This is a genomic window from Bradyrhizobium sp. B120 (assembly GCF_049075665.1).
GTDB lineage: Bacteria > Pseudomonadota > Alphaproteobacteria > Rhizobiales > Xanthobacteraceae > Bradyrhizobium.
In genome coordinates this window covers 8,805,972-8,819,655 of the sequence record NZ_CP185242.1, presented here as the reverse complement: position 1 = coordinate 8,819,655, position 13,684 = coordinate 8,805,972, and the positions used below count along the sequence as shown (strand labels likewise).

Here is a 13,684-nt window from a genome sequence, read left to right as displayed (position 1 = left end):
GTCGTCCCTGCGAAAGCAGGGACCCATAACCACAGGGAGGAGTTTTGGCGAAGACTGGCAGTTGCGTTGCGTGCCGTGGTACTGCGACTTCCCTGCTCGATAGATCACGCGGTATGGGTCCCTGCTTTCGCCGGGACGACGATGGGGAGGGACCGCGCAAGCCAACCGGCACCCTACACCTCCGCTCTCTCCGCCATCCCGACCGCCCACAGCGCGAAGGCATAGACGATCGCGACTTCATCAAGCCGGTTGAAGCGGCCGGAGGCGCCGCCGTGGCCGGCGCCCATGTTGGTGCGCAGCAGCACCGGGCCGCCGCCGCGCATGGTGGCGCGCAGCCGTGCGATCCATTTCGCCGGCTCCCAGTAAGTCACGCGCGGATCGGTCAAGCCGCCCATCGCGAGGATCGGCGGATAGTCCTTTGCCGCGACATTGTCGTAGGGCGAATAGGACAGGATGGTGCGGAAATCCTTCTCGCTCTCGATCGGGTTGCCCCATTCCGGCCATTCCGGCGGCGTCAGCGGCAGGGTGTCGTCGAGCATGGTGTTGAGCACGTCGACGAATGGCACTTCGGCGACGATGCCGGCGAACAGCTCGCCGGCGCGGTTGGCGACGGCGCCCATCAGCATGCCGCCCGCCGAGCCGCCATGGCCGACGATGCGCTTCTCATCCGTGTATTTCGCCTCGATCAGCGCACGGCCTGCGGCGGCGAAATCGTCGAACGTGTTGGTCTTCTTCTCGCGCTTGCCGTCGAGATACCAGCCCCAGCCCTTGTCGGCGCCGCCGCGGATATGCGCGATCGCGTAGACGAAGCCGCGGTCGACCAGCGACAGCCGGTTGGCGGCAAACGACGCCGGCATCGCCATGCCGTAGGAGCCGTAGCCATAGAGCAAGAGCGGCGCTTTGCCGTCGCGGGCAAAGTCCTTGCGGTGCAGGATCGAGACCGGCACCTGCGCGCCGTCATGCGAGGTCGCCATGATGCGCGTGGTGACGTAGTCGGCCGGGTTGTGGCCGGACGGAATCTCCTGCCGTTTGCGCAGGACACGCGCCCGCGTCGCCATGTCGTAGTCATAGACTTCCGATGGCGTCGTCATCGACGAATAGGCAAAACGCAGGTTGGTGGTGTCGAATTCGTAGCCGCCCATGGTGTCGAGCGAATAGGCTGCCTCATCGAACGCGATGGCGTGCTCCTCGCCGCTCTTGAGGTCGCGGATGATGATCGCCGGCAACGCGTTGGCGCGCTCCAGCCGCACCATGTGGCCGGCATAGAGCTCGACGTCGAGCACATAGACGCCCTCGCGATACGGAATCAGGTCGCGCCAATTGGTGCGCTCGGGCGCGGCCAGCGGCGCGGTGACGACCTTGAAGTCGATGGCGTCGTCGGCATTGGTCAGGATGAACAGCTCATCGCCGCGGTCGGCGATCGAATATTGCACGCCCTCCTCGCGCGCCGCGACCAGCCGCGGCGGCGCGTCGGGATTGGAGAGGTCGATCAATCGCTGCTCGGAGGTCTCGTGATCGCCGCCGGCGATCACGCAGAAGCGGCCGCTCGCGCTCTCGTGCAGATGGGTGAACCAGCCGGAATCCTGCTCCTCATAGATCAGGGTGTCGTCGGCCTGCCTGGTGCCGAGCCTGTGCCGCCACACCTGCATCGGGCGGTGATTGTCGTCGAGCTTGACGTAGAAGAAACTCCTGGAATCCGCGGCCCAGACCACGCTGCCGTCGGTCTCCTCGACGAGGTCGTCGAGGTCGCCGCCGGTGGCCCAGTCGCGCACGCGGATCGAGAAATATTCGGAACCCTTGGTGTCGGCGCTCCAGGCATGCAGGCGATGGTCGTTGGAATGCCGGCTGCCGCCGAACTTGAAATATTTGTGGTCCTTCGCCAGCGCGTCGCCGTCGAGCACGACATGTGCGTCGCCACCGTCGCGCGGCGTGCGGCAGTACAGCTCATGCTGGCCGCCCTCGCGGAACTTGCGGAAATAGGCGAACGGGCCGTCCGGCGACGGCACGCTGGAATCATCCTCCTTGATCCGCCCGCGCATCTCCTTGACCAGCCGTTTCTGCAAGCCGTCGGTATGGCCGAGCAGGCTCTCGGTGTAGCCGTTCTCGGCTTCGAGATAGCTGCGGATGTCGGGATCGAGGATCGAGGGATCGCGCAGCACCTCCTGCCATTTCGGATCCTTGATCCACGCATAGTCGTCGGTCACCGTGATGCCATGGGTGGTGAAGGAATGCGGCCGGCGCGGCGCGACAGGGGGCGATGTTGTGGTGGCGGATTTTGTCACACGATCCTCATGGTGCGGGGTTCCGCTTTATATCGGGATGAATGTGGCGATTGCCAGATGGGTGTTGTTCGTGCCCCGGACGCAGTGCAGCGCGTAGCGGTGCACTGCTGAGCCGGGGCCAATGGTTGCTGGGTCCCGGCTCAGCGCAGCAGCGTTGTCACGCCGCAGCGCGTCCGGGACGCGAGCGCTGGTTACCCGTTCCGCAGCTTCGCGCCCGCATTGCCGCCGGACATCGGGATCTGGTTCACCGCCAGCACCACGGCGAAGGTGATCACCAGCATCGCGATGCCGAGCACCGCGATCGCGGCGAGGTCGCCGCCCTCGTTGAGATCGTAGATCAGGACCGACAGCACCTTGGTCTGCGAGGTGAACAGCACGATCGCGGCCGACAGTTCCCGCATCACGCCGATGAAAATGAAGCACCAGGTTGCGATCACGCCGGTGCGCAGCAGGGGCGCGGTGATCTGGCGTAGCGCCTGCAGCCGCGTCGCGCCGAGGATGCGGCTCGCTTCCTCGAGCTCGGGATGAATGGTCGTGAATGCCGCCTGCAATTGCTGATAGGCCGACGGCAAATTGATGGTGAGGAACGCCAGCAGCAGGATCCACAGCGTGCCGTAGAGCACGAAGGGCGGCCGCGTGTAGCTCAGGAACAGACCGACGCCGAGCACGATGCCGGGAACGGCCACCGGCGCGGTGGCGAGGAAGCCGAGCACGCGGTGGCCCGCGATCACCTTCCGCGTCGTCACATAGGCGATGACCAGCGCGAGGATGGTGCCGATCGTCGCGGTCGCGGCGCCGAGGATCACGGTGTTCTTCAGCGCGAGCTGGGTCGACGACAGTTCGGTGAACACGAAGACGATGTTGTGCAGCGTTGCCGTCGACGGCGTCACCAGCGTGGTCGCGTTGGGCGAGAACGCGGCGTTGAGCAGCGCGAGGTAGGGCAGGAACACGGGGTTGAGCAGGACCAAAAGGCAGAAGCCGAGCGCGGCCCAGCGCCAGCCGCGCAACTCGACCCGGCGCGGCGCGCCGTATTTGCCGCCGATCACCGAATAGCCGCGGCGGCCGAGCAGCGCCTTCTGGCCTTGCAGCAGCAGGATGGTCAGCACCAGCAGCGGCACCGCGGCGGCGGCCGCGAGCTCGAGCTTCGGCGGATACTGGAACAGGCTCCAGATCTTGGTCGTCATGGTGTGGAAGCCGGCCGGCAGCGCCAGGATCGCCGGCGAGCCGAACAGCGTCATCGCCTGCAGGAAGGCAATCAGCGCGCCCGCGACCAAAGCGGGCAGCGCGAGCGGGATGGTCACCCTTCGCGCCGTGGTCCAGGCATTGCCGCCGAGGATCGCGGAGGCGTCTTCGAGTTCGCCCGGCATGGTGTCGAGCGCATTGGCCACCAGCACGAACACGAACGGGAACGTGTAGCAGGAGATCACGAAGATGATCCCGGTCATCGAATAGATGTTGAACAGCGCGTCGGCATCTTCGCCCGCGAACAGCCGGTAGAGCTGGTTCAACAGCCCCGAATTCGGCGCGGCGAGCAGTTCCCAGGCGACCGCGCCGAGGAACGGTGGGGTCACGAACGAGGCCGTGACCAGCGCGCGGATGGTCTGCCGGCCCGGCATGTCGGTGCGCGACACCAGCCAGCTGAGCGGCGCCGCGACGATGCAGCAGATCAGCGCCGAGGTCGTTGCGATAATCGCGGTCGTCAGCAGTGGATCGAGGTAATCCGGATTGCTGAACAGCGTGACGAAGTTCTGCAGCGTCGGATGGCGGTTCTTGTCGGTGAAGGCGTAGACCGCGAGCCACGACAGCGGCAGCAGGATCAGGAGAATGAGAACCGCGGCGAACAGCCACAGCACGGGGCGCGTCCAGTCGATGCGGGGGCGGGCGGTGGGGGAGGTGGGAGCGGTTGTGGTCACGCGAAGATTCTCTCCTCGTCATTCCGGGGCATCGCGAAGCGATGAGCCCGGAATCCACTGGGCCGCATGCGTCGGCGGAGAAATGGATTCCGGGCTCGCGCTGCGCGCGCCCCGGAATGACGATGGTGAGAGCTGTGTCGCATCGCTCAAACCCTGAACAGTCGCGCATAGCGCGTCTTGATCTCTTCGGTCATCGCTTCGACCCCCGCCGGATCTTCCTTCATCAGCTTGATGTCGGCCAGCTTGCGCCGGCCGGCCTTCGGCTGCACCTGCGCGTGCACCGAATACTGCCCGGTGAAGTCGACGAAGAATTGCTGGGTCTGCCGGGTGTGCAGCCAGGCCTGGAACAGCCTTGCGGCGCTCGGGTGCGGCGCGCCGGCGAAGATGCCGGTCGGACCCGAGATCGTCGGCGTGCCCTCGGTCGGATAGACCGGCTCGACCGGCTGTCCGGCCTCCTTCAAGAGCACGATGCCGTATTCATTGCCGTCGGCCATCACCGCGCGCTCGCCGAGCGAGAGCTTCTTCGGCGGATCGGTCGAGGACTGCACCTGCATCACGCGTTGCTTGGCAAGCTTCTCCAGATACGGCCAGCCGAGCTCGCGCACGATCTGGAACGTGGTGGTCATGATGGTGCCGCTATAGGCCGGATGGCCCTTCACCATCTTGCCCATCCACTTTGGGTCGAGCAGGTCGGCAAAGCTCTTCGGCGCATCCTCCGCCTTCACCAGATTGGTGTTGTAGGCGATCGACGACAGCCACAGCCGCGTGGTCACGGCCATGCCGTCCGGGTCGCGATTTCCGTCGGGAAAATGCTTGGCGACGTCCTCGGGGACGAACGGCATCAGCCAGCCGCTCTTCTTCCATGGGATGAAGTGCGAGGCATCGGCGCTGTTGACGACGTCGGCGGCGTGGATGTTGGAATCGAACTTCTGCGCCACGCGCTGGAACAGCCGCTCCGAGCCGGAGCGCTCGATCTGCACCGCGATGCCGGGATAGGCGGTCTCGAACGCCTTGCCGAGTTTCTCGCCGACCGGCAGGTCCATCGACGAATAGAACACGAGCTTGCCTTCTTTGGTCGCGGCCGCAATCAGGTCGGGCGTGATCGCGACCGGCTCGGGTGCCGCGGCGCGCGCGGGCGACGCGAACACCGCACCCGCTGCAAGCGCCGCAGAGCCTTTCAGGACGTGGCGTCTGGAAATTGGTTTCCGCATCGCGTCCCTCCGTTTCTTGTTGTTTACCGGCTAAGTGCCCGGCAGCGCTCGGGCGGTAAGGTCAGCCAGACCTCGCTGCCCTTTTCGACCGCGGTCTCGGTCGGCGTGGTCACCCGCAGCGAGGTGCCGTCAGGCGTTTCCACCATGTAGTCGCGGTTCATGCCGAGATAGACCTGTCGCGTCACGACGGCCTTGAGGGTGTTCTGCACTGCCGCGGGGGCTTGCGTCGAGAGCTGGATTTCATGCTGGCGGATCGCCACCGGCGCACTCTGGCCGGCCGTGAGCCTGGCACCGACCACCGCGAGAACAGCGCCGGCGAACTCGACATGGCTCGCATCGCGCGCGGTGCCCTTGATCACATTGGCCGCGCCAATGAAGCGCGCGACGAATTCGGATTCCGGCCGCGCATAGATGTCCTCAGGGCTGCCGAGCTGGTCGATCTTGCCGGCATTCATCACCGCGATCAGGTCGGCCGTGGTCATGGCCTCGGATTGATCGTGGGTGACGTAGACCGTGGTGTAGCGATATTCGTCGTGCAGGCGGCGGATTTCGAACCGCATCTCCTCGCGCAGATTGGCGTCGAGATTGGACAGCGGCTCGTCGAGCAGCAGCGTCTCGGGACCGACGATCAGCGCGCGTGCCAGCGCGACGCGCTGTTGTTGACCGCCGGAGAGCTCACCCGGATAGCGCTGCGCCAGCGGCTCCAGCTTGGTGGTCGCCAGGATCGCGGCGAGTTTTTTCGCGATGGTGTCGCGATCCATTTTGCGCAAGCGCAGGCCATAGACGATGTTCTCGGCCACCGTCATATGCGGCCACAGCGCGTAGCTCTGGAAGATCATCGACATGTTGCGCTGCTCGGGCGGCAGCGTGCGCGCCTTCGACGACACGACGCGGTCACCGACGCGGATCTCGCCGCCGGACGGCTCGAGGAACCCGGCGATCAGCCGCAGCGTCGTGGTCTTGCCGCAGCCGGACGGCCCGAGCAGGCAGACCAGCCGGCCGTGGTCGATCGTGAGCGAGACGTCATCAACCGCGACAAACGATCCGAACCGCTTGACCAGGCCGCGCAGTTCCACCGATGCCAAGCGATCCCTCCATCTTGTTCTGTCGCAGGGATCCGTGCCCGGCCGTTGCCGGCAGTAAAGCGGAAAACGATGACGACGAAAAGTGTTCGGGCCCCGTCAAATAGTCGAGGTGCCGCTTCGTTGCGTCTCCGGTCATTTCTCCCGTCATCCTGAGGAGCGTGCTCTTGCGCGCGTCTCGAAGGGATCGACGGCCCGGCTATTTCCACGCATTCCGATTCTCTCGCGGCTGGAGCACGGCCATCGATCCTTCGAGACGGCGGCTCCGCGGCCTCCTCAGGATGACGGGGAAGGGGTTGCTCCGCGTCGATGAGCCAGTCGGCTGATCGTGGCCCAGTCCGACCGAATCAGCGCTTCCTTCTTCGCCCGATTCCAGCCCTTGACCTGCCGTTCGGCCGCGATGCCGTCGGTGATGCGATCGAAATGCTGTGACCAGACGAGGACGACGGGTCGGCGATTATGAGTGTAGCCTGGGAAGGCACCCGTATTGTGCTGTTCGATGCGCGGCGCGAGATCGTCACCTGTGGCGCTGCCGACGTAGAACGAGTTGTCGGCGCAGCGAAGCATGTAGACGTAGATGCCCATCGTGATGATCTCGCGCGTATCGCGCATCGATCATGAAGCAAGCATTGCGAGCGTCAATGGGCGAATATTCGCCGCGTTTGGTCACTCGGCGAACCCTTTCCCGTCATCCTGAGGAGCGCGCAGCGCGTCTCGAAGGATGCACGGCCCGGATATCTCGGCGTGCTCCGACTCGCTTGCGGCGAGAGCGTGGCCGTCGATCCTTCGAGACGGCCGCCTTGCGGCCTCCTCAGGATGACGGGATGAGCATGCTCATCCCGCAGCCACGTCGCCAGGAAGCCTACGCCTTCACGTTTTCGCCGAGCCACTGGATGGCGGCGTCGGCGCCGGCTTTGCCGTGCGGGATGTTCAGCGCGGTGAGCGCGACCTCGACGACGCCGAGCGTGCCGAGGATCATCGGTGCGTTGACGTGGCCCATATGCGCGATGCGGAACGCCTGGCCCTGCAAATCGCCGATGCCGGTGCCGAGCACGACGCCGCATTTCTCCTTGGCGTAGCGCTGGATCGCGGCGGGATCGGCGCCCTTCACGGTCACGGTGGTCACCGTGTTGGAGCGCTCGGCGGCTTCAGTGATGTTGAAGCCGAGCACCTGGCCCTCGCCCCAGACGGCGACGGCGCGGCGCACCGCTTCGCCGAGCAGCCGGTGCCGTTCGAAGGCGTTCTCCAGGCCCTCGGCGTGCAGCATGTTGATCGCCTCGCGCAGCGCGAACAACAGATGCACCGGCGCGGTGCCGGCATATTTGCGGTAGTGCTCGGAGCCTTCGCGCTCGGTCCAGTCCCAATACGGCGTGCGCAGATCGGCCTTCTTGTGTGCGTCCCAGGCGCGGTCATTGGCGGCGACGAAGCCGAGGCCGGGCGGCGTCATCAGGCCCTTCTGCGAGCCGGACATCGCGACGTCGACATACCATTTGTCCATCTCGAACGGCATGCAGCCGAGCGAGGCGACCGTGTCGACCATGAACAGCGCGGGATGGCCTGCCGCCTTGATCGCCTTGCCGATCGCCTCGATGTCGTTATAGGCGCCCGACGCGGTGTCGACCTGCACGGCGAGGATCGCCTTGATCTTGTGCTCCTTGTCGCGGCGCAGCCGCTCCTCGACCTCCGCGGGGCGGATCGCGCGGCGCCAATCGCCCTTCAGCACCTCGACATCGGCGCCCATCGCGGCCGCCGCCTGGCCCCAGCCGATCGCGAAGCGCCCGCTCTCCAGCACCAGCACCTTGTCGCCGCGCGACAGCACGTTGGAGAGCGTCGCCTCCCAGGCGCCGTGGCCGTTGGCGATGTAGATGTAGGACTTGCCCATGGTGGCGAACAGCTTCGAGAGATCGCGCAGCAGGCTTTCGGTCAGTTCGAACATCTCGGCGGAGTAGATATCGAGCGCCGGGCGATGCATCGCCTGCAGCACCTGATCAGGCATCGTGGTGGGCCCGGGGATGGCCAGAAATTCCCGGCCCGCGCGAACGGTCATCGTCCTGTTCCTTTTGGGTAAAGCTACGCAAATCATGCGTCTGAGGGGTCAAGGGTGGAGGATATGCCATCGCGGCCGCGATTGCGAGCCGGACGAAGCAATCCAGCGTTTCCAAAAGCGCGGGACACAGCCTTATTTGTCGATGGTCTCGACCACAGCGCGCCAGATCTGGTCCTTGAACTGGGTCGCGGCGGGGCTTGGAATCTGCTCGACGGTGCCGTCGTTCTTGCGGCAGGCCTCGACCAGCCGCATCACCCAGATTTCACCGTCGGTGTAATAGAGGTCGCCGCCGCCATTATGTCCGTCGAAGGTCGGGCCGATGCCGGTGACCTGGTATTTCGCGGTGACCATGCCGGCGGATTCGAGGTCGGTCGCGAGCAGCGCGCGTTCGGCGTCAAGGTCGGCCGCGATGTGATGCGTCACCGCGCCGGTGTAGCTACTGATGCCGACACTGCGGTCGAGCGTCGCAGCGCCAAGCCACACCGGGCGCTTCTCCTGACCCTGATCGAGCACCCGCCAGAAACGGACATGGTTGCGGCGATCCGCGCTCGATCCGACCGGCCGCTCGAAGGCGAGGTCTTCGCGGCGACCGAGATAGAATAGGCTGCTCACCGGCGCCGCCTTGTAGGGACGGTCGAGCAGCACGGAGCCGACGATTTCGATCGAGGATTTCAGCGTGACCGGATCGGCCGGGAACCAGCCGGCCTCGTGCATCGCGCAGACCACGTCCTTGGTGTCGCCGATCAGCCCGACATTCATGGGGTCGCCGGGAATGCCCTGCGCGGTGCGGGTCACCATCGGCAGATTGGCGAGGCCCTTCTGGTGCTCGTAATGCGTCCACAGCGCCGGCAGCACCAGATAGGCCGCGATCAGATAGGTGACCAGCACGAACAGCAGCAGCTGCAGATAGCGAACGCGTTTGCGACGGCGCGCCGCAGGCGGGTTGATTTCGACGTCAGTCACGGCACACGCTTCCGGATCAATGCGTGGCGCCCTAAAGCTCGATGAGATTGGGTTGAATCGTCATCGCGCCTTAGCTCTTTGTTTGAGCATGATCTTGTCGGAAAACCGCTTCGCACTTTTCCGGATCATGCTCTAGCGCCGCGTCTCGCGGCAGCCGGCGGCTTCGGCTTCCTCGACCGAGCAGAACCAGCGCGTGCCCTTGCTGATCTTCATCTCGATCTTGGCGTACCAGCGGCTGGTCGGCTGGTGAAAGATGCATTCGCCGGAGCGGTTGACGTTGCCCTTGATGGTGCAGTCGGGCGAGGGCGCGACCGGGCCGGAGGCGGAGGCGAGCAGGATCGCGTGGGCACCTTCCGGCGGCTTCACGGTGCCGAGCACGGTGGTCTTCTTGTTGCGCACGCGCCAGTCCCACGGCGCGATGAACGCGCCCTGCCACATTCCGGCCTTGGCCTCGCGCGCCGCCTTCTCGTCCGGCTCGTAGTCATGCGAGATGCGGGTGTAGGCCAGTGCCCAGCCATTGCTGACCATCCATTTCTGGATGTCCTCGCCGTCGACCTCGCAGCGCGCAATGGTGCGGCCGCGGCGATCGACCGAACGGGCGTGGCAGGTCCAGCTCTTGTTGCCGGCATGCTTGATCAGCTCGTCGCGCGCGGCGACGCCGCAGGTCCAGCGCTCACCCTTGGTGTTGAGGCAGAGCTGGTCGGTCGACGGCGCGTCGATGCCGCCGAGCCGGATCTTGACGCTGCCGATCATGAGCTGGTCGCCGTCGCGGATCTTCGGCACGCCAGTGATGTCGGCGGCGACAGCCAGCGTCGGCAGCGACAGCAGCAGGCCAGCAGTGAGCAGCGTCTTGAGCATCGGCGTTTCCGGCCAGTCTTTCGTTCAGCGTTCAGGGCCCAAAGGATCGGCGAGGATTGTGCGGGCAATTGGGCAACCCTGCCAGTGGTGTTGTGTTTCCGCCAGTTTCAACTTCGCGTCATCCCGCTCCGCGATGTCATCCTCCCCTGCAGGGGCAGAGACGAGCGAAGCTCGCTCTGGGATCGGTTCGCATGAAGCGTAGCGCAATGCGAACCGAGGTGGGGTGACAGTCTCGCCGTAGAAACGGTGCCCGTGTGGAGGGATCACCCACCCCGTATCGCATCTTGCTTCGCGTGATGCGATACGACCCTCCCCCTCCAGGGGAGGGTGAACCGGGCGACTGCGCTCTGCCCATCCTACACCGCAACCATCCGCTTCCTGGCCAGCGTGAGGGCCATCAGCACGAAGGCCGAGGTCACCTCGGGCCCGCCGACCAGGATCCGCGTCGGCGTCTTCATCTTGTTCCATTCATAGGCCCTGTAGGGCCCCTTGCGGCCGCCTTCGCCGAGGCCCTGCACGATGCAGTGCAGCGCCGGCGTGAAGGTCGAGACCTCGGCGCCAAGATGCGCCAGCGCCATCAGCGCGAGCGCCGCGTCGAACGGGTTCATCTCATGCGCGATCAGCTCGCCCTGGACGTAGCCGAGCACACGGGCACGGATCAGTGCGAACACATTGCCGGGATCAATGACGCGCTGCGCGGCCAGCGGCAGCGCGATGAAGGCGGCGTAGCAGCGGCCGAAATAGGCCGAATAGAGCTCCGGAAGATAATAGATGTGCGAACGCGGATTCCTGAACGCGCCGCTTTCGACCAGATTCTTCTGGAAGGCGATGATGCGATGCACCGTCTCAAGCCGCTGCGGCGTCTCGATGATCCGCCAGCGGGCGAGGTTGCGGAACGAGACCTCGAGGATGTCGAGGTTCAGCGTCGGATCGAGGTCGTTGCCGTAGGGCCGCTCGCCCTTGAGATTGTCGATCCAGGTGACGACGCCGCCCTCATAGTCGATGTGATCGTTGAGCGGCACGGTGACGCGCGGCTCGTTGGCGCCGGATCGCACCTGGTAGCCGCGGTAGAAATCCAGCAGCGGCTGCTGCAGGATCGGATCGTCGGAGCCGGCCTGCGTCGCGGCCGAGAACGCGCACGCCGTGGTGTCGCAGTCTGGCACATAGACGCCGAAGCCGAGGTCCTGCTTGATCTGAGCGAAGAAGCGCGAGAAGCGCGGATGCCGTCCCGGCGCCAGCGCGGTGATCACCTTCACGACCGAGCCGTCATGCGAGGGCACCTCCTCGGCGCTGGTCTTCAGGCAGAAATCCACCATCTCGGCGACCGCGCGCCGCGCCGCGCCCGCCTCATCTGGAGACGCAAGTCCGGTCTCGACAAAGCCGAGCAGCGCCTCGGTGAAGAAGGCGTCGTAATAGGCCGAGCGGTGGCGGATCTGCACCGGCTCCCACATCGGCTCGGCGATGCCGCGCCATGGCGGGTTGATCAGCGCGCGCGCCGGCGAATGCGCGATGAAGACCCGCGCCAGGCTGAACAGCAAGGTCGAGTTCTTGTAGCCGCGGGCGTTCAGCCCGGTCAGCGCCATCAGCATCTCGCGCCCGCTGATGTCGGGGTCGCCGATCAAATTGAACGCGGCATAGGTCGGAATGAAACCGCATCTGCCGAACGAGCCGAGCAGATGCGCGCCGGTCAAGCGGATCACGCGGTCGATCTCCGCCGTCGCCGGCGGATGGTGAGGGGCGGTTGCGGCCGGCGGGGCGGGGTGGCGCACGCCGATGCCGTCCATCAGGTCGGCGACCGGGGCGCCGATCGCGGTCCAGTCCGGCGCCGCGGCGTCGCGCGCCTCGGTCAACGCGGCGCGCAGGCCGGCCAAGCGGTCGGGGTCGTTCAGCGCCGGCAGGCCGGTGCGGCGGAGCAACGCGCGCAGCGGCGGATTGCCGAGCGCGGTCCGGTAGAATTTTCCGAGATGGGCATCGCCGCCGCAATAGGTCTGCAGCACGGGGTCGCAGACGTCGTAAAGCGACGGGCCGTCCTTCTTGGCGGTCAGCGCCCGGCACACCGCGCCCGCGATCTCATGAAGGCTCATGAATCCCTTTCTCAAGGAACCGGTTAACGCCGCCGCCCCCGGCGGTGTTTCCTCCGGTCCTTCCCCAAACTCGCAAGCCTTTGGAAAGCTACATGAATCCCTACAAAATACAAATGTGATCGAAGTCACGTAACGGGATCTTAACGGCGTCAATGGCCTGTGCCGGGCGGCAGCATGCTGCAAACCGGGTTGCTCCGGCGGTCCAGCCGGGTTAAGGGAGTGTTTGTTGCGGCGCCGCAAATTGAGCTGAATTCAACGGCACACACACCTCAACCCCATTAAACCTGATCGTCACTGACGCGACTAACTGGCGCGATTTCGTTCGAACGCCATCGGGATAGAGATTGGGACTAGAACGTTATGAACCTTAGGCAGCTTCATATTTCCCGTCGCACCATCGCCGTCTGCGTGGCGGTGGCCGGCACGGTGTCGCTGGCGATTGGCGCCCACGCCGCGCTCAACAAGCGGACACCGGATGTTGCCAAGGAGACGGTCGCAGGCGCCGTTAGCGTCGGGCAGACCGGCAGCATTGCGGGCGGCTCCTCCCGCCTCGCGCTGATCATCGGCAACGGCCATTATCCGGACGCTGCGGCGCCTTTGGCCCAGCCGATCAACGATGCCCGCACTTTGTCGTCGGCGCTGCGCCGCGAGGGCTTTGACGTCGACGTGGTCGAGGATGCGACCAAGGACGACATGTTCCGCGCGGTCGAGCGCATGAAGGCCAAGATCCGCCCCGACACCGTCGTGATGCTGTTCTTCGGCGGCTACGGCGTCCAGGTCGGCCGTGAGAGCTACATGATCCCGGTCGATGCCACGATCTGGAAGGAAGCCGACGTCAAGCGCACCGGCGTCAGCGTCGAGTCCGTGCTCGATGCGATGAAGGAGCGCGGCGCCAAGGCCAAGCTTGTCGTGCTCGATGCCTCGCGCCGCAATCCCTATGAGCGCCGCTTCCGTGCCTTCTCGCACGGCCTCGCCCCGATCAGCCCGCCGGAGAACACGATCGTGCTGACCTCGGCAACGCCGGGCAAGGTCGCCGACGATTCCAAGGGCGCGAACAGCGTCCTGGTTTCCGAGCTGATCAACAACCTGAAAGCCCAGGCCGGCGCAGAGACCGCCTTCAACAAGACCCGCGTCGCGATCTCCCGCGCCTCTGAAGGCGAGCAGGTGCCGAGCGTGTCGTCCTCGCTGCTGGAAGACATCAAGCTCGGCGGCTGAGCCCCAGCTCTCTCCCCACGTCGTCCCGG

General features: G+C 65.5%; 10 protein-coding genes. 1 reads left to right on the top strand and 9 read right to left on the bottom strand.

Annotated elements, in window-relative coordinates:
- Window positions 1–173 precede the first annotated feature (173 nt).
- The 9 genes from ACOIX3_RS40860 to ACOIX3_RS40820 form a co-directional block, all read right to left on the bottom strand.
- The gene (locus ACOIX3_RS40860) at window positions 174–2,282 is read right to left on the bottom strand and encodes a S9 family peptidase (protein WP_420967630.1); all 2,109 of its coding nucleotides are present in this window, start codon (window positions 2,280–2,282) and stop codon (window positions 174–176) included.
- Between the two features lie 191 nt (window positions 2,283–2,473).
- Window positions 2,474–4,195: an ABC transporter permease gene (locus ACOIX3_RS40855; RefSeq protein WP_420967629.1), complete on the bottom strand. Its 1,722-nt coding sequence runs from the start codon at window positions 4,193–4,195 to the stop codon at window positions 2,474–2,476.
- 146 nt (window positions 4,196–4,341) lie between these two features.
- Window positions 4,342–5,406, bottom strand: a complete 1,065-nt coding sequence (locus ACOIX3_RS40850; protein WP_420967628.1) for an ABC transporter substrate-binding protein — start codon at window positions 5,404–5,406, stop codon at window positions 4,342–4,344.
- Between the two features lie 23 nt (window positions 5,407–5,429).
- Complete coding sequence (locus ACOIX3_RS40845) at window positions 5,430–6,482, bottom strand: ABC transporter ATP-binding protein (RefSeq protein ID WP_420971923.1); 1,053 nt, start codon at window positions 6,480–6,482, stop codon at window positions 5,430–5,432.
- A gap of 282 nt (window positions 6,483–6,764) precedes the next feature.
- On the bottom strand, window positions 6,765–7,073 hold the full coding sequence (locus ACOIX3_RS40840) for a GIY-YIG nuclease family protein (RefSeq protein WP_420971922.1): 309 nt from the start codon (window positions 7,071–7,073) through the stop codon (window positions 6,765–6,767).
- A gap of 277 nt (window positions 7,074–7,350) precedes the next feature.
- Window positions 7,351–8,535: a pyridoxal-phosphate-dependent aminotransferase family protein gene (locus ACOIX3_RS40835; protein WP_229172006.1), complete on the bottom strand. Its 1,185-nt coding sequence runs from the start codon at window positions 8,533–8,535 to the stop codon at window positions 7,351–7,353.
- A gap of 132 nt (window positions 8,536–8,667) precedes the next feature.
- A complete protein-coding gene (locus ACOIX3_RS40830) occupies window positions 8,668–9,498 on the bottom strand; it encodes an LssY C-terminal domain-containing protein (RefSeq protein WP_092121831.1) in 831 nt (276 codons plus the stop codon).
- Between the two features lie 132 nt (window positions 9,499–9,630).
- Window positions 9,631–10,356, bottom strand: a complete 726-nt coding sequence (locus ACOIX3_RS40825; protein ID WP_212316539.1) for a thermonuclease family protein — start codon at window positions 10,354–10,356, stop codon at window positions 9,631–9,633.
- Window positions 10,357–10,712: 356 nt separating this feature from the next.
- Window positions 10,713–12,440, bottom strand: a complete 1,728-nt coding sequence (locus tag ACOIX3_RS40820; RefSeq protein ID WP_420967627.1) for a hypothetical protein — start codon at window positions 12,438–12,440, stop codon at window positions 10,713–10,715.
- 360 nt (window positions 12,441–12,800) lie between these two features.
- Here ACOIX3_RS40820 and ACOIX3_RS40815 point away from each other — a divergent pair, with 360 nt between their 5' ends.
- Window positions 12,801–13,655, top strand: coding sequence for a caspase family protein (locus ACOIX3_RS40815; RefSeq protein WP_420967626.1), 855 nt, complete (start codon window positions 12,801–12,803; stop codon window positions 13,653–13,655).
- Window positions 13,656–13,684: the final 29 nt, after the last annotated feature.

Coding starts and splice junctions, on each gene's coding strand:
- ACOIX3_RS40850 (WP_420967628.1), bottom strand. CDS start 5,406: ATGCGGAAACCAATTTCCAGACGCCACGTCCTGAAAGGCTCTGCGGCG.
- ACOIX3_RS40835 (WP_229172006.1), bottom strand. CDS start 8,535: ATGACCGTTCGCGCGGGCCGGGAATTTCTGGCCATCCCCGGGCCCACC.
- ACOIX3_RS40840 (WP_420971922.1), bottom strand. CDS start 7,073: ATGGGCATCTACGTCTACATGCTTCGCTGCGCCGACAACTCGTTCTAC.
- ACOIX3_RS40825 (WP_212316539.1), bottom strand. CDS start 10,356: ATGCTCAAGACGCTGCTCACTGCTGGCCTGCTGCTGTCGCTGCCGACG.
- ACOIX3_RS40820 (WP_420967627.1), bottom strand. CDS start 12,440: ATGAGCCTTCATGAGATCGCGGGCGCGGTGTGCCGGGCGCTGACCGCC.
- ACOIX3_RS40815 (WP_420967626.1), top strand. CDS start 12,801: ATGAACCTTAGGCAGCTTCATATTTCCCGTCGCACCATCGCCGTCTGC.